This is a genomic window from Streptomyces sp. NPDC002698, from assembly GCF_042888945.1.
GTDB lineage: Bacteria > Actinomycetota > Actinomycetes > Streptomycetales > Streptomycetaceae > Streptomyces.
On the sequence record NZ_JBIAQM010000013.1, the window covers coordinates 1 to 16,978 of the forward strand.

Consider the following 16,978-nt stretch of genomic DNA (forward strand, 5'->3'; position numbering starts at 1 on the left):
TGTTGGTTTTGCGTGGGGGTGTGGTGTCGTGTGGGGGTGGTGTGGCGCGCTTCTCGGCGCCGGGGGGGGGGGGGGGCCGGGCGCGCCCCCCCCCCCCCCCCCCCCCCCCCCCCCCCCCCCGCGGCCGGTCACCGGACGCCCACCGCCCGGATGATCTCCTGGCCGACCCCGCCGCCCCGGTCGTCGCGGGCGGAGGCCCGCAGCGACACGAACCCGGCGCCGCGCGGCACGTTCAGCGTTCCCTTCCAGCGGGCCTTGCCGCCGCCGGTGAGCGGGACCGTCTTCCAGGTCGCCCCGTCGTCGTAGGAGACCTCCAGCTTTCCGCCGCCGAGGATGCCGGTGTCCGGCGCGCCCTTCACGTACTCGGCGTAGACGCTCACCGGGACCCGGCCGCCGCGCACGTCGCCCGCGAGGTCCGTGTCGATGTCGTAGCCGAGGTTGATGAGCGGGAGGAACGTGTAGTGGTCCTCGGGGGTGGCCGCCGACCGGACGGTCCACTCGGTGCGGCCCTTCGTGGAGAGCTTCCAGCGCTCCGGGTCGAGGGTCGTGTCCGTGACGACCTTGTAGGTGTGCTCGTCGGCGGGCGCGTCCCAGACGTATCCGGCGGAGCTCTTCCCCTGGTCGACCAGGACACCGTCCTGATAGACGGAGGTGAACTGCGTCATCCCGGTGCCGTCGCTCCACACGTCGCCGAAGCCGGTGTGGTCGGGGCCGGAGTCGCCCCAGCCGGGCGTGTTGAACTGGATCCGGTTGCCCGCGCGTTGCTGGCCCCAGCCCAGTCCGGTGCCGAGCCAGGGGTGCCAGACGGGCTTGAACCAGTTCAGGGTCCCGTGGGTGCCGCCCCGGTAGGGGACCAGGCCGCTGCGCTCCTCCAGCGCGCCGTCCCCGACGTTGACGGACTCCGTCCAGGTCTGTCCGGTGCCGGTGGAGACGTAGTCGGTCCGCTCGGCCGGGTAGTCGATCCGCTCCTGGAAACCGAGGCCGACGGGGAAGGGCTCGGCGATCGAGTAGCGGAACTCGCTGCCGGAGACGGGCTTCACGGCGTGGAACCTGGCGTCCAGCACGGCCAGTTCACCGCGCTTGGGTTCGTAGGTGAGACCGCGGTCCGGCACGGCGTTCCTGTAGCCGTGCGAAAGGTCGTACACGTAGGGCGTGTTGCGCGTGCCGGTCATGTCGACGGTCCGGGCCGCGCGCAGCCGTGCCGCGTCCGCCGCGTCGACGGTGGCGATCTGCAGCGGCCGGTTCTCGTTGTCGTCCGTGCCGAACCAGGCGTTGAGGCGTCCCGCCTCGTCGTCGGTGACGAACAGGGCCTTGGCGCCCGCGTCCTGGGCCGCCTGGGCGAGCGCGGCCGGCTCGACGCCGTCGGTGAGCCGGGCGAGGACGGCCTTGCCGCTCACCCCGGTGAACGGCCCGTCCCCGACGTCGGCCAGCGGCAGCCTGCTGCGGCCCTCGATCAGGGTGCCGCCCGGCTGGGCGAGCGCCGCCTCGACGCCCGCGACCTCGAGGAGCGGCTTCCCGAGCCGCCACACGGTCCGGTAGTCGAAGGTGCCCTCGGTGACCTTCGGGGTCGGCGCGGCGAAGATGCTGTCGTACTTGACGGGTACCTGGACCGCGCCGAACAGATCGGAGCCGCCGCCGGCGCGGTCGTACTCCATGAGCAGCTGCCGGGTCTCGGTGCGCCGGTCGACCTTCGCGCTGATCTCCCGCAACGTCCGCCCGTCCAGGGTGACTTCACGGTCCTGGTCGAGAGCGATCTGGGGTGCGGCGAGGAAGCCGATGCCGAGGGAGTCGGCGCCGTGGCCGCCGCGCACGTCGAGGAAGGACGTGAGGCTGTACGTGCCGGGCCTCAGCCGCAGTTCCAGGGTGCCGGAGTCCCCGACGGAGGCGGAGTAGGCGTCGACGTCCCGCGCCAGCTGCTGCACGGCGAGGTAGGCCGCGGTCGGGGCGCCGTCCCGGTCCTTCACGTGGACGGTGAGCGTGTACCGCTCCTCCTCCTTGACCAGCCCGAACGCGGTGTGCGCGACGGGCGTGCCGTCCACCGACGCCACGATCCGCCCCGAGGTCTCGCCCACCGGCGCCTTCGAGCCGTCGCCGGTGACCGTGGTGGACGCGGTGCCGTGCGCGGGCACCGTGAGCGTGGTGTCGGCGAGGGTGGCGACACCCTCGCCGGCCCCCTCCGCGGCGAGCGTCAACTCCACCGCCGCGTCGGAGGAGTTGGAGTAGGTGATCGTCTTGGTGACGGGCTTGTCGTCCTCGTAGGGCCAGCCGACGAAGCCGAGGTCGGCGCTGCCGGTGGCGGTGACCTTCGCGTCGACCGCGTCCGGGACGCTGACCCGGCCCGCGCCCAACCGGTAGGCGGAGGCGTCGAGTTCCTTGGAGGTGGACATCAGCGCGTCCTTGAGCCGGGCGCCGGTCCAGTCGGGGTGTTCCTGGGCGAGCAGCGCGGCCACGCCGGCGACGTGCGGGGTCGCCATCGACGTACCGCTCATGGAGGTGTAGTGGCCGCTGCCGCTCACGAGCCGGGAGCGGGCGGCGAGGATGTCGACGCCGGGTGCGGAGAGGTCGGGCTTGAGGGCGTTGTCGCCGTAGCGGGGTCCGGCGCTGGTGAAGTACGCGGCCTCGTCGGCGGAGTCCACCGCGCCGACGGTCAGGGCGGAGTCTGCGGCGCCGGGCGAGCCGATGGAGGAGGGGGCACCGGTGTTTCCGGCCGCGACGACGAAGAGGGCGCCGGTCTCCTCGGAGAGGGTGTCGACGGCGGCGGCCATGGGGTCGGTGCCGTCGCTGGGCTCGGTCGAGCCGAGGCTCATCGAGATCACCTTGGCGTGCACGTCGCGCGCGGCCCACTCCATGCCGGCGATGATCTGCGACTCGCTGCCCGAACCCTGGTCGCTGAGCACCTTGCCGACGGCGAGCGTGGCCTCGGGCGCGACACCCTTCTCCTGGCCGTCGGAGGCGGCGCCGGTGCCGCCCACGGTGGAGGTGACGTGCGTGCCGTGCCCGTTGCGGTCGGCGACCTCCTCCCCGTCGATGAAGCTCCTGGTCTGCGCGACCCGTCCGGCGAGGTCGGGGTGGCTCGTGTCGACACCGGTGTCGAGGACGGCGACGGTCACGCCCTTGCCGGTGAGCCCGGCCTCCCAGGCCTTCGGGGTGCCGATCTGCGCGTTGCTCTCGGCCATGTCGGCCTCGACCCGACCGTCGAGCCAGACCTTGCCGATCCCCGGCTGACGGGTCATCGCCTTCCAGAAGGTCCGGCCCTTGTCCGCGTCGAGGGCCGCGCCGCGGATGCTCGGCAGCGAGCGCGTCCGCTCGGCCCCGCCCGGGACCGTGGTCCGCGCCTTCGGGTCGTACGTCACGATCAGCGGCAGCTCGTCCGTCCGCCGGTCGGTGAGCCCCTGCCGTATCAGCTCGCTCACGTCGAACAGCCGCCGGTCGAGGGTGCCGGCCCGCAGATACGGCAGCGCCTCGTCCGGTACGACGGTGACGGTGCCGTCGGCGACCTGGGTGCGCACGGCCCCGGTGGCCCCGCGGGGGCGTACGACGGAGACGGTCTTCTTTCCGCCGCCGATGTCGGTGACGGTCACCTCGTCGCCGGTCACGAGGGTGACGGTGTGCGCGGCACCGGCGGCACCGGCGGCTCCCGCCTTCGCCGGGGCGCCTGTGGTCCCGGGGCCCGCGGTGTCCGCGGCGGCGAGGGCGCCGGCCCGGCCCGTGGGCAGCAGGGCGAGCACGAGCCCGGCCGACAGCAGCGCCGCCGGACGTATCAGTGGTCCTCTGGTCATTCATGGCCTCTCTTCGTCGGCCGTGCGCGCGCCGGGCAGGGGGTGGCGCCCGGTACTTGCGAAGAGTGTCGGGGGGCTCGTGCCGCGAAGGCGCCGACGAAGCCTGGCGGGAAGGCGCCCTGGCGGCTTCCCGCCAGGACATGCCGGTAGGAGCCTCGGAAACCGGGACAGCTCCGAGGGACGGGACCGGGTTCAGGGACCGAGTGGGGCGATTCCAGGAATCAGGTCGGGGGCGCGGCCCGGGGACCGGGTCGGACCACCCGTCCGGCGGCACCTCGCACAGCCGCCCAAAAGGGGCGCGGCCCTCCCCGCGCCCGCAAAATGCGAGAGAGGACCGCCGCCCGGCGGAGCCCCACGGTCTGCGCTCTCGGGAGGACTTGCCATGACCGCCAGTCTGGAGCAGCTGCGCCGCTGTCACTTCGCCGTCGACCTGGGCGCGTCGCGGACCCGTGTGTGGGTGCGGGGCGCGGGTCTGGTCGTCGATCAGCCGAGCGTCGCGGCGATCAACACGAAGACGGGCGCGCTGATCGCGGTCGGGGAGTTCGCGGAGCGGATGACGGGCCGTACGCCCGACTACATCCGGGTGGTGCGCCCGGTGTCCGGCGGCACCGTCGTCGACATCGACATGGCCCAGCGGATGCTGCGCAATCTGCTCGGCGACAAGGTCCGGCGCACCCTGCGCCGCAAGCCCCGGCTGCGGGCCGCGGCCTGCACGCCGCACGACGCGGACCCGCTGGCGCAGCGCGCCACGATCGAGACACTGGTCGGGCTGGGGGCGCGGCGGGTCGAGCTCGTCGACACGCTGATCGCGGCGGCGGTCGGCTGCGGGCTGCCCGTCGAGCGGCCCGAAGCCACCATGATCATGGTCTGTGGGGCCGCCGCGACCCAGCTCGCCGTGCTGTCGCTGGGTTCGATCGTCACCGCCGAACGCATCCCGGTCGGCGGTGAGGCCGTGGACCACGCGATCGTCCAGCACCTGCGCCACCAGCACGAGCTGATGCTGCCGAGCCAGGCCGTACGGCCCCTTCAGCTCGCCCTCTCCGGGAACGGGCTGACCCCGCACGGACCGGCCCTGACCGAGATCCACGGGCGGGACGTGGCGACCGGGCTGGCGCGTTCCGTGAAGGTCGACACCGCCGCCGTACGCCTGGCGATCGAGACACCGCTGACCGCCGTGCTGGACGGCGTCGGCAAGGTGCTGCGGTCCTGCCCGCCCGATCTGGTGGCCGATGTCGCCGACCGCGGGATCATGATGGTCGGCGGCAGCGCGCTGCTCCCCGGGCTCGACCAGATGCTCCGTCAGGCGACCGGTGTACCCGTCCACATCGCCGAGCGGCCCGACGTCTGTGCCGTCCAGGGGCTCGGCTACATGCTGGAGGGCAAGATCGAGCCGATGGTCCTGAACCCGCTGGCGAACTGACGAACCGGCGCCCGAGGGCCTCGCATGACCGACCCCGCGCCCGGTCTCACACCCCTTCTGGAAGCGGTCCTCAGCGTCGGCACCGAGCTCGAACTGCGCGCGACCCTCCAGCGGATCGTGGACGCCGCCGCCGAACTGACCGGGGCCCGGTACGCGGCGCTGGGGATGCGGGACCCGGGGCGGGACGGGCTGGTACGGATCCGCACGGCGAGCCCGCACGTCCCGGGGGCGGGCCCTCGGCCCGAGGAGCCGAAAGCACCTGAGGAGCCGACGGCGCCCGAGGAGCCGGAGGCGCAAGGCTCTTCCGAGCCTCCCGGAACTCCCGGACCCCCTGTCCCTTCCGGGCCCCCCGCCACTCCCGGACACCCCGCCACTCCCGGACACCCCGTCGCTCCCGGACACCCCGGCTCCCCCGAAGACGCCGGCTCCTCCGAGCCCGACATCTGCCTGGACGTTCCCATCCGGGTCGACGACGAGGTGTTCGGCAACCTCTACCTGGCGGACAAGTCCACCGGGCCGGTGACCCTTGAGGACGAACAGCTGGTGCGCCTGCTCGCCACGCAGGCCGGCATCGCGATCGCCAACGCCCGGCTGTACGAGACGGCCCGGCAACGGGAGCGCTGGATCGAGGGTGCCGCCGCCGTCACCACCGCCCTGCTCAGCGGCGGGACCGGAGCCGACGCGCTGACGACGGTCGCCGAACGCGCCCGGATTCTCGCGGGAGCCTCGGCGGGGATCATCCTCAAGCCCACGGACGAGGGCGGCATGGAGATCGTGATCGCCTCCACCCCCGGGGACCCCGCCGGCATCGTGGGGACGACCATCGCGCCCGGCAGCCCCGTCCTCGAACAACTCCTGGGCGGGGAGCCGGTGTTCATCGAGGACTCGGCGACCGACCCGCGGATGACGACCCCGGTACGGTCCCGGTTCGGGCCGAGCATGATGCTGCCCCTGCAGACCGAGGGCCGGCTCATCGGCACGCTGGCCCTGCCGCGCGGGCGGGGCGACCGCCCGTACACGGAGGTCGAACGCCTGCTGGCCGCCCAGTTCGCCTCACAGGCCGCGCTCGCCCTGGTCCTGGCCGACGCCCGGCACAGCCATGAACTCCTCGCGGTGTACCAGGACCGGGACCGCATCGCCCGTGACCTGCACGATCTGGTCGTGCAGCGCCTCTTCGCGACCGGCATGATGCTGGAGTCGACCCAGCGCAGGAACGCCGCGCACGGGGACGGCGGTGACGGCGAGGCCGAGGAGGTGTCCGCGATCCTCGGCCGTGCGGTCGACGAACTCGAGGCCACGGTCCAGGAGGTACGCACCGCGATCTTCGCGCTGCAGCAGCCGCCGGCCGACGCCCCCACCACGTTGCGCGGCAAGGTCCTGCGCGAGACGGCCGGCGCGGCGGCGGTCCTCGGGGTCCAGCCGTCCACCCGGTTCGCGGGCCCGGTGGAGAACCGGATCACCGAGCCGGTGGCCGGCCGGCTCCTCGCCGCACTGCGGCGCGCCCTGGCCGCCGCCTCGCGACGCCCCGGGGTGTCGCGGATCGAGGTCGTCGTCGACGTGACGGTGACCCTGCCGGACGGCCGTCCCGGCGTCCGCCTGACGGTCCACGACGACGGCGCCCCGGACGGCGCCTCCGAGGCTTCGGACACCTCGGCCGAAAACGCGCCCGGCGGCGGGGACGACACGGACGCCCCCGGCACGAACGTCGTCTGGCAGTCACCGGTGTAGCGGTCCTCCGCGGGTCGACCGAGCGCACGGCCGGATCACTTGACGTCGCCTCAGACCCTCCGTAGCCTCCCGAGCGGTATCTGTACATGACCGAGATTCACATCCAGGAATACCGGACGGGGTGGGCGGACATGGGTGGACGGCATGTGGTGGTCTCCGGCGGAGGCACGGGGATCGGGCTGGCGACGGCGGAGGCGTTCGCCGCGGACGGGGACCGGGTGGTGCTTCTGGGCCGCCGCGAGAACGTTCTGCGCAAGGCCGCCGACGCGCTGAACGAGCGGTTCGGGCCCGCGACCGTGTCCTGGCACGCGGTGGATCTGGCGGACCCCGAGCAGGTCGGCGCGGCCCGGGACTCCATCGTCGCGGACGGCACTCCGGTGGACGTCCTGGTCGCCAACGCGGGCGGAAACGCCGCCGGGGCGCACGACGGCAGCCTCGCCTCCGTCGCCGACAGCTACCGGCGCAACTTCGACGCCAACGTGCTGACCGCCGTCCTGCTCACCGAGGCGCTGCTCCCCCACGTGCGCCGGCCCGGGGGCCGCATCGTGCAACTCTCCTCGATCGCCTCGCTGCGCGGCCCCGGTTCGTACGGCGGCTCGAAGGGCTGGATCAACACGTACACCTACGATCTCGCCCAGCGCGTGGGCTCCGAGGGCATCACCGTGAACGCGGTGGCCCCCGGCTTCGTCGGCGACACCGAGTTCTTCGGGGACCGCGCCACCCCGGAGTTCGTCGCCGCCCGCGTGGCCCAGTCCCTCACCGGACAGCCCGGCCGGCCCGCGCAGATCGCGGCCGCGATCCGGTACGTCGCGTCCCCGGAGGCGGCGTACGTGACCGGTCAGCTGCTGCACGTCAACGGCGGTGCGGCACTGGGCCGTTAAGGCCTGCGGTCGGCCCGGCACGGAGGACGGCGGAGCGGGTTTCGCGGTGGAGGGCGGGCCCTGCCTCCCGTCGTTTCCCGTTTCCCGTCGTTTCCCGTCGGAGTCGTACAACCGTCCGCCGACGGAAGACGTCTGACGTTCGGGAATCACCGTTCCCCTGTAGTTCACCCGTACGCATCCGCCGATCCATCGAGGAATCCCCCCATGCTCCGGACCTCACTCGACCGCTGCCTGTCTCGCAGGACCGCGGCCACGGTGGCCGCCACCACGATCGGCATCGTCGGTCTGATCCCCCTGGCCGCCGCGCCCGCCTCCGCCGACGGCTCCCCCACCGGTCTGGCGCTGGCTCCGCTGACCTCGATCGACGGGGTGAAGCCCGGCGGCAGTTTCCAGCTGCCCGGCACCTTCGCGAACAAGGGCGCCACGGATCTCGACAAGGTCTACCTGTCCTACACCGTCACCCGCGGGCTGGCCCCCCGGGAACTGCCGTCCAACTGCACCCGCTACGAGATCGGCGCCTACGACGAGAACCCGAGCCACTCCACCGTGGTGTGCGAGTTCGACCAGACGGTGAAGGCCGGTTCGGTCTACGCGCCCGAGAAGACGCTGAAGCTGAACGTCCTCGACCACGCGCTGTACGAAGTCCTCCACATGACGGTGGCCACGCACGACTCCGGCGGCGAGGACGGTACCAAGGAGACCGTCCGGGGCACCGGGCCCGCGGTGAAGTTGACCGAGCTGCCCTCGACCACGCCGGTGCGTGACGGCAACGCGGACCACCCGGACCGGGACGGGGCCAGCGTGCCGGTCACCGCGGACAACACGGCCGACTTCCAGGCGACGGACGCCCGGTTGAAGGGCCGCGTCGGGGACACGGTCGCCCTGGACGCCGGGTTCACCAACGCGGGTCCGGCCTGGGTGAGGTCGTACCTGGGCAACCCTGTCGCCAAGGTCCTGGTCAAGATGCCCGCCGGTACGACGGTGACCAAGGCGTCCCGTGCCTGCTCGAAGGTGGCCGCCGGGAGCTACACCTGCGACTTCGCCAACTTCTGGATCAACGAGAAAGGCACCGTCACCTACTCGTTCAGGCTGCGGATCGACAAGGCCGTGCCCGGGGCCGAGGGTTCGGTGACGCTGGGCGGCGAGGAGCGCCCGTACGACAGGAACAAGAAGAACGACTCGGCCGCGATCCTGCTCGACGTCGACGGCGCCGGCGGTTCGACGGGCGGCTCCGGCTCCACGGGCGGCGGCTCGACCGGCGGATCCGGTTCGACCGGCGGATCCGGTTCGACGTCCGGCACGGGCGGTTCCGGCGGCGCCTCCACCGGCGGCTCGGGCACCACGGGCGGCAGCGGTTCCACCGGCGGCTCGGCGGCGACCGGATCCTCCGGCTCCTCGACCACCGGCGGCGACCTGGCGGACACCGGCTCCGGTTCCGCCCTCCCCCTCGCGGGCGCGGCCGCCGCGGCCCTCGCCGCCGGTGCGGGCGCGGTCCTCGTCGTACGCCGCCGTGCGGCCCGGAACTGACGACCGGACCACACCCCGGACATGACACGGCCCGCCGGGCGTCCGCCCGGCGGGCCGTGCTCTTTGCACGTACAGGTGAGTCGGTGCGGATGGGTCAGGGCGCGTGGATCAGTACGGCAGGAGACGTCCCGACGGGGTCCTGCGGTCGATCGGCGTCTCGCGCGGAGCGGCGGGCCGACGGTTGACGCGAATCCGGATCTGACGGTTCATGACCCCTCCTCATGACTGATGAGACCGGCGTCCTCGTCGACGCGCATAGACGCATGGTGCCCACGGATGCGCCCCTCCTACCCTCCGAGCAGCATGTTCCGTCGCCCACTAGTGCCGTGTCAGTCAAGGTTTGCCCCTCGAGGAGCGGCGTCATGGGGGTCCCCCCTGCTCGAGCGAAGCCGAGAGCTTGGGGGAGCGTGCTCTCGGCGTGCCGGCCGGAAGTCCTCGTACTGGACGTACTCGGGCTTTCGGCCGGTGCGGCGAGAGGGCGTGCCGGGCGTCGCGACGGGGCGAACCTTGGCTGACGCGGCACTAGATCGGCACGCCCCATCCGTGCAGCAGTTGGCGCGCGTTCCACCCGTCGCGGGGGCGCAGATCCGCGGAGAGGACCTGCACGAACTTGCTGTCGTCGACGAGCATGATGGAGCCGTCCGGAACGATGAGCGTCTGGTCCGAGCCGGCGGCGCTCGTGGTCCCGCACGAGTCGCCGGAGGAGACCAGGAAGCAGGTGATCCTCCCGTTGTCGGCCAGGACGACGTGGCCGCCGGTGACCGCGGGCAGTGCGCTTTCCGGGGCCTCCACGTCCCAGGTCCGCTTTCCTGAGCGCGCGGCGAACCGTCGCAGGCGGGCCTCGTCCTTCACGAACAGGGAATCACCGGAGACGGTCAGGCCCTTGGGAGACCCGCCGTCGAGGGAAGTTCTCCACAGGCGCCTGGCGCTGCGGCCCTCGTACGCCGACAGCGTCTTGCCGGAAGCCGCGTAGACGACATCGGCCGACGCCGTGACCAGGACGGTGCCGTACGTGTCGGCGCCACCGGGCAGGGCGATCCTCCGGCGGTGCCCGCCGGAGGCCGCGTCGTAGACCTCGACGGCGTCGTGCTGCGCCACGTACGCCCTGCCGTGGCTGACCAGGAGCGGAGGAGCGGAATCGAGGGGGTACGTGACGTCCTTTCCGTACGCCTTCGCCCGCCACCGCTTCTGCCAGCGGAGCTTGCCTGTCTTCACGTCGAGCGCTCGCAGGGTGCCGTCCGTGGCGGTGAACAGGATCCGCTTCCCGGCCACCGCAGGACTGCCGAAGCGGAGGTCCGACGTGGCCTCGGGGGCGGGGTACGTCCAGCGGACCGAGCCGTCCAGGGTCGCCAGCGCGTTGACGGCGTAGCCCCCCACGTACACGGTGTCCGCCTCGGACGTCTTGGCGCGGGGCTCCGCCTTCGTCCCGTGCTCCGGGCCGGCATGGCCCTCCGCCGCGGAGGCGGGCAGCGGGACCCGCCAGTTCTCCTGCCCGGTCCCGGCGTCGAGGGAGGCGAGGGCCAGGCTCTCGTCCTCCCTTCCGTACGTCACATAGGCGACGCCGTCGGCGACGAACGCCCTGTCGACCTCGCCGGCCGCGTACCACCGCGTTCTCGGGTCGGCCGGGGCGGCGAGCCCGGCGACGAGGGCCAGCAGGACGGCCATGAACAGCACATAGCGGCGCAGCCAGGTGACGAGACGTGAGGTGGTCCGCTTCGGCCGGGCGGTCCCGGTGACGACCAGCAGTTCCTGCGGCCAGGGCGAGGCCGGCGGGGCGAGCAGCAGCTCACCGGGGACCGGCGTCTCGTCGCGTACCGCTCCCCTCGCCGCGCCGCTCCACGGCGCGTTCCTGCCAGGCGCCCCGGGGGCGATGGACCGGAACCGTGGCCTGCCGTCCCCCTCCCGGACCGATTCGGCCGGCAGCCACTGCCACAGCACCAGGCCCACGAGCGGCAGGAGCAGGGCGAGTGTCGGCGCCAGTACGGGGATTCCGACGGCGCCGAACGCTCCCCAGCGCGGGTCCCGCAGCAGGGCCAGGTCCGGCCAGGCGAACGCGCCGAGGACGGCCGCCGGGAGCATCGTCCAGACCAGGGCGTCCAGCCGGGTGATCCGGACGGGCCAGGCGGTGTGCCGCCGGTGACCGTTGCGCGCACGCACCAGCGCCAGCACCGAGCAGAGCCCGACCGGGACGGCGGCACAGACGGCGGCCGCGGCGCTCGCGCCCAGGACCAGGGGCCCGCTCTCGAGGGCGAACAGAACCGGGTACTGCACCAGCAGGTAGGCCAGGGAGGACAGGAAGGGCAGCCCGAAGAGCAGGCCCACGGTCCACAGTACGTACCGCATCACAATCCTCCGTCCGCCCGGCAGGGCAACGAGTTCCACGCGTCGGGCCGCGGAGATCCGCTCACGGTGACGGCGCCCGGCGAGCCGATGCCGTTCGGGCTCATGACCCCATCCCGTACACGGCGTTGTCGGCGAGGACCAGCAGTCGCGCCTCGTCCGCCGACTCCTCGACGCCCCGGCGCAGGACCTGGGCGGCCAGCGCGATCCGGACCCGGGAGTGGGTCTCCCGCGGATACAGGGGCGTGTGGTTGAGCAGCCTGCCCACGGCCCGGCGGTGGAGCGGGCGGCGTCCGCCCAGCACGCTGTCGACCGTGGTGAGCGCGGTGGCGGCCTCGACGGCCCCCGAAGGATGCACTCCGGCCAGCGCCAGCACCTGGACGAGGGCGGTGCCGTGGGCGCGCAGCGGTTCCAGCGCGGCCATGCCGCCCGCGGCCAGGCAGTCCGCCGTCTCCGGGGAGTCGCCGTGCTCCGTGAGGAACTGCACCACCTGCGGGCCGTTCTCCGCGCACAGGAGGGGGAAGAGTCCTCCGCCGCGGGCGGCCAGGACGCCGAAGGTGCCCGCGCAGCGGTTCTCGGCGCGGGCCAGCGGCGCCATGTGTTCCGCTCGCAGTTCCAGCGCCGCCACCCGCGCGGGCGACAGCTTCGCCATGGCCGTGAGGAGCAGGCCCCGGTCGAAGACCTGCATCGGGGCCAGGGCCGCGTGCAGGGCCGCGGCGCCGTGGCTCCGGATCAGGCCGATCAGGTCGGCGCCGCCCCGCAGGGCCAGGTGTGCCTCGGCGACCTCGCGGTACTGCCCGTCCTCCAGCTCCAGCGCGGCGAGGTCGCGCAGTTCGGAGGTCTGGAGGTCGGAGACGAACGGACCGACGCGGGCCAGCCGCACCAGTTCCTCCGCGGAGGCCCGCGGGAAGGCCCGCAGGACCAGGGAGACCACCTGGACCGGCTGCCCGGACGCCTCGGCGATCCGTCCGGCACGGGCGGGATCCGAGGACATCGCCAGGCCCTCGATGTCGCGCGGGGTGAGCTGGTCGGGCAGGTGCTCCAGCGAGGGCAGCAGTTCGCGCACCGAGGCCGGGCGGGCCTGTGCCAGGCTCCGGGCCAGCACGGGACGCCGCGCCAGCACCTCGCAGGCCGCGGTCAGCCGTTTGGCGTCCACTTCGGCGAACTCCTTGGCGGACTCGGCCGTCAGCCCGAGCAGGCCGGCCAGCCGGAGCGCCGCCACCGGGTACCACAGCGCGGCCGCGCCGCTCGCGCGGTAGTGCGGCAGGCGGTCGCGCCATTCGGCGAGCAGCCCCGAGAGGTCGGCGCCCTCGCGCACCGCGGCACGCACCATCGCGGCGAGTTCCGCGTGGTCCTCGGGCAGTTCCCACGACGCCTCGTTGTACAGGTCCGCCACCTGCGCCGGGTGGAGGCCCGCTTCCCGGGCGAACCGGCGCATGGTGTGCAGGCTCGCCGCGTCGAGCGGCCCGCTGAGCCATTCGGCGAGCAACCGCATGTCGTCGTCGGCCAGTTCGGCGAGGTCGGTGAGTTCGGCGGTGGTCCAGCGTCCCTCGCCGACGGGCGACAGCAGCTGGAAGTCGCCGAAGGCGTCCCACCAGGACCGCAGCAGGCCCTGATCGACGCGATGGGCATCGGCCCACACGCGCTGGTCGACCTTGAGGAGTTCCCGGGTCACCCGGTGGACCTGACTCTTTCCGACTCCCAGCCGGCGCAGCAGTTCGGGCAGCCGGCCGACGTCGTAGCCGGCCTCGCGGGCCCGGTTGACGATGCCGGGCATCGCGGTACCCCACACCCGCAGTTGCTCGTCGGAGGTCCGGTTCCGGTCGAGCAGCTGGACGGCCTCGGCGGGGACCAGGTGCTGCGCGTCCTCCGCCGACGGCAGGGCACGGCAGAAGTCCACTCTCCCGAGCAGGGCGAACACCCGTTCCCGGATGTCGTCCCCGTCCGCGCGGGGCCCCGCCGTCAGGGCGTCGACCAGGGTCCGGGACAGCACCCGGCCGGCGTCGGCGAGCACCCCGGCGGTGCGGCCGGTCACGTCCGGTTCGTGGAAGGCGCGCAGGACGGCCGCGTCGGCGTCGGCGAGCACCAGGTCGAGCAGGAACGGCCGGAGTCCGGGCGCGAGGCTGATCGCCTCGGCCACGGCGGCGAGCTGTTCGCAGGCGCGGCGCAGGTGGATGCCCTCGGTCGCCAGCACCTGGCACAGCTCGTCCCAGTCGGGGGCGAGGACGTCCATCCAGCCGGAGAGACCCATGAGTGCCGGGACGGCCGTGCCCTGCTTCCGGTCTCCCACGGTGCGGACCACGTCGGACACGAGCCGGCCGACCGGCGGGAGCGCCGACAGCAGATGGCGGGCGGCGGCGAGGTTGCGCAGGTGCTCCTTGACCCGGGGGGTGCCCAGCGCCTTGCGCCGGGCGGCCAGGTCGGCCACGGTCAGCACCAGGATGTCCGGGCGCCCGTGCAGTTCGTCCTTGAGGGTCTGCTGCATCGAGACGATGACGCCGGGCGGGGTTCCAGGATCCGTCGCGCGGGCCGCGAACGCCACCGGGAACGCCTGCCGGGCGGCGGACTTGCCCGCCTTGCTGTTCGGGTAGACCTCCTCGCGCACCTTGGCGAGGTCGAGGTCGTACACGAAGGGCAGGTCCTGCCAGCGCATCGGCAGCGAGGTGCCGTCGGAGGCCGAGCGTACGGCGAAGGTCACCTCCTCCTCGGGGACCAGCCGGTGGATCCGGCAGGCCGCGCGGGCCTTCGGCCCCAGGGAGTCCTCGGGAACGCTCACCAGGTACACGTCCGGGGCGGCGCCGGTCTCCTGCCCGGCCAGCTCCACCACCCGTTCCAGGAGGACGGCCGGGTCGTCCTCGGTCAGCACCCAGCCGGAGGTGCCGAGCAGTCCCGCGAGGTCACCGGCGATGTCCTGGCTGCCGATGCGCGCGATTCCGAGGACCGGGCGTCCCCGCTCCAGGAGCGCGGCCAGCCGGATCGCCTCGGGGTTGACCGACTGCCGCTCGGGCAGCGGAGTGGGCGCGCCGTCCAGAACCTGACGGCCCTTCAGCCCGCGGGGCCGTCCGTTCTTGTCGAGGCTGGTGTCGTACGAGGTGATCTCGACGACGATCCATGCGCCGACCTCGGCCCGGTGCGCCTCCGTGACGGTCTTCGGCCGGGTCAGCCGTACCCGGATGCCGTTCGACAGGGTGGCCAGGTAGACCACGTCGTCGCTCTCGGCCCTGGCCCTGACCTTGGCCCGGTGGACTCCGCCGACCAGGGCCCGCAGGACCTTCTCGTCCCGCCGCGCCCTGAGCGCCGTACTCGCGTCGTAGACGACGACGGCCGCGCTGCCCGCGATCTCGGTGACGGCGTCCGCCCCGCGCTGTTCCCGTACGGCGTCCGTGAGGACGGCGGCGGACATCGCGCGGTGCGCGAAGGGGTCGATCCGGAAGCCGGCCGACTTCAGGTAGGCCCGGAGGTTGTCGTCGCCGGCGACGGCACGCCAGGTGGCGGGCCGCCGTCCGGAGCCGAGCCAGCCCGCCAGGGCCCACAGGGCCCGGAACTGGTAGCGCCGCAACGCCTCGGCGTCCGTCGGCGGTTCCTCGTCGCCCAGCAGCCCCCGGGTCCACTCGGAGGCGTGCGCCCAGGCGGGCCTGATCCCGCGCTGGGGTGCGTAGCCGTGCCGGGAGAATCCGGTCAGCCGCAGGGAGCCGTTGTCGACGATCAGGTGGTCCGGGGACAGCTCCACCGGGAACACGCCGCGCTCGGCGGCCTCCTCCAGCAGGGCTCCCAGCGGCGCTATGAGTTCCAGGGCCCGGGTGGGCGGCAGCCGCAGACCCCGCGCCATCTCGTGGGCGAGGCTGTCGTCCTCCTGCAGGGTGGCGTCGGTCTCGATGGCGTCGCCGGTGGCCCAGGTGGTGATGTACCGGGTCCCCAGGTCGCCGCTCGCGGGCAGTACGTCGAGCAGCACGGGGACGACGAGCTGGCTGGTCCCCATCAGGACGCGCACCGCGGTGTCGAGGCTGTCCTGGTCCTGCGGCGCGGCGGCCCGCAGCGCGCCGAGGGCACTGCCGTCGTTCGCCTTGACCATCCGGACCCGGGCACGCTCGCCCACCGGCCGGATCAAGCGCTCGACGAGATCCCAGCCCCGTCCGGAACGGCCGGCCAGCGCCGCGGTGCCGCCGGTCACCGACGGTGTCCCGGAGGGGTCCGCCCCGGCCGGGGCGTCCGGAACGGGCGCGGCGGCGCCGTCGGTGTCGTCGAAGGAGAAGAAGTCCGGATCCAGGAAGGTCTTGTTCGCGTCGATCATCGGGAGAGCACCTCGGTGGCGGCGAAGGCGTTGACGGCGGCGAGTTCCCTGCGGAACGCCTGAGCGGTGATGCGGTACTTGGCGTCGTCGCGAAGACAGGTCGCGATCAGACGGATGAGCGCGGGGTGCACGTTCCGCCGGGCGAGGTCGGACGTCATGTCCGCGATCTTGACGTCCCGTCCGGGCGGCTCCTGCGTGAGGGCGAAGACCAGGGTCGCGGCGAGCGAGTACATGTCGAACCGGTCGGTCAGCCGCTCCTCGGCCATGGGCGGGGCGAAGGCGTCCGTCGCCGCCTCGACCTCGGGCGGTTCCCCCTTGAGCGGCACCCGCTGCGCCGCGCCGTGGTCGATGATGGTGAAGCGGCGCGGGTGGCCGGAGACCAGGATGTTCCCCGGCTTGAGGTCGGAGTGGGCCCAGTAGTGGCCCTTGCCCCCCGGCACGTGCATCGCCGCCAGACCGGCGGCCACCTGGTCGGCCAGGGCCACGGCCTCGGCCGAGTCCAGCGGACGGCGCTCGTCGTTCACCAGGTCTTCCAGCGTGCGCGAGGTGCGGTCCGCGTCTCCCACGAACTGCATCACGAGGAACGACTCGTGGTTGACGTCCGGTGAGCCGTAGCCGGCCGGCACCAGGCTGCCGAGGTGTCTGCGGGTCGGCGAGACCTCGCTGACCAGCTCGATCACGGCGGGTACCGACTGGGTGCGGTGGGAGAGCTCCAGCTGGATCTCGACCGAGCGCCGGAACGCGTGCTCGCGGTCCTCCCTGGTCCTCTGCGCCGTGCCGGGTTCGAGTTCGCTGTCCTGCCACCAGGCGCCCTTGACGACCACCAGTCCGCCGGACCAGGTGTCCTCGCAGAGCTCCGCGTACCCCTGGCCTCCGACCGACAGCTCCTTGACCCACCGGTAGCGGCCTTCGGGACCGTATCGGTCGGGCACCCAGGCGAACTTGCGCCCGCCGTACTGGTCGGTCTTCTCGCGCTCGCGCACGGCGTTTCACTCCTTCGGTCAGTGGCCTT

General features: G+C 73.2%; 8 protein-coding genes. 4 read left to right on the plus strand and 4 right to left on the minus strand.

Annotated features, from left to right (window positions below; translation table 11 throughout):
- Window positions 1-128 precede the first annotated feature (128 nt).
- On the minus strand, window positions 129-3,779 hold the full coding sequence (locus ACFYW9_RS19825) for a S8 family serine peptidase (protein WP_389151740.1): 3,651 nt from the start codon (window positions 3,777-3,779) through the stop codon (window positions 129-131).
- A 382-nt stretch (window positions 3,780-4,161) separates the two neighbouring features.
- On the opposite strand from ACFYW9_RS19825, the gene ACFYW9_RS19830 reads away from it, so the two are divergent.
- The 4 genes from ACFYW9_RS19830 to ACFYW9_RS19845 all read left to right on the plus strand — a co-directional run bounded on the left by ACFYW9_RS19830 (window position 4,162) and on the right by ACFYW9_RS19845 (window position 9,335).
- Window positions 4,162-5,199, plus strand: a complete 1,038-nt coding sequence (locus ACFYW9_RS19830) for a rod shape-determining protein (protein ID WP_328452794.1) — start codon at window positions 4,162-4,164, stop codon at window positions 5,197-5,199.
- A gap of 24 nt (window positions 5,200-5,223) precedes the next feature.
- On the plus strand, window positions 5,224-6,927 hold the full coding sequence (locus ACFYW9_RS19835) for a GAF domain-containing protein (RefSeq protein WP_389151745.1): 1,704 nt from the start codon (window positions 5,224-5,226) through the stop codon (window positions 6,925-6,927).
- A gap of 86 nt (window positions 6,928-7,013) precedes the next feature.
- Window positions 7,014-7,808 carry an SDR family NAD(P)-dependent oxidoreductase gene (locus ACFYW9_RS19840; RefSeq protein WP_389151748.1) on the plus strand — a complete coding sequence of 265 codons (795 nt, stop codon included), beginning with the start codon at window positions 7,014-7,016 and terminating at the stop codon, window positions 7,806-7,808.
- A 204-nt stretch (window positions 7,809-8,012) separates the two neighbouring features.
- Window positions 8,013-9,335, plus strand: coding sequence for a hypothetical protein (locus ACFYW9_RS19845; RefSeq protein ID WP_389151751.1), 1,323 nt, complete (start codon window positions 8,013-8,015; stop codon window positions 9,333-9,335).
- A gap of 522 nt (window positions 9,336-9,857) precedes the next feature.
- On the opposite strand, the gene ACFYW9_RS19850 is transcribed toward ACFYW9_RS19845, so the two are convergent.
- The 3 genes from ACFYW9_RS19850 to ACFYW9_RS19860 all read right to left on the minus strand — a co-directional run bounded on the left by ACFYW9_RS19850 (window position 9,858) and on the right by ACFYW9_RS19860 (window position 16,949).
- Window positions 9,858-11,678 (minus strand): PQQ-binding-like beta-propeller repeat protein, encoded by a 1,821-nt coding sequence (locus ACFYW9_RS19850; RefSeq protein ID WP_389151754.1) that lies wholly within the window; start codon window positions 11,676-11,678, stop codon window positions 9,858-9,860.
- Window positions 11,679-11,778: 100 nt separating this feature from the next.
- A complete protein-coding gene (locus ACFYW9_RS19855) occupies window positions 11,779-15,966 on the minus strand; it encodes a hypothetical protein (RefSeq protein ID WP_389151757.1) in 4,188 nt (1,395 codons plus the stop codon).
- Window positions 15,963-16,949 (minus strand): hypothetical protein, encoded by a 987-nt coding sequence (locus ACFYW9_RS19860; protein WP_389151760.1) that lies wholly within the window; start codon window positions 16,947-16,949, stop codon window positions 15,963-15,965. Before ACFYW9_RS19860 ends, ACFYW9_RS19855 begins: the two co-directional genes overlap by 4 nt.
- Window positions 16,950-16,978: the final 29 nt, after the last annotated feature.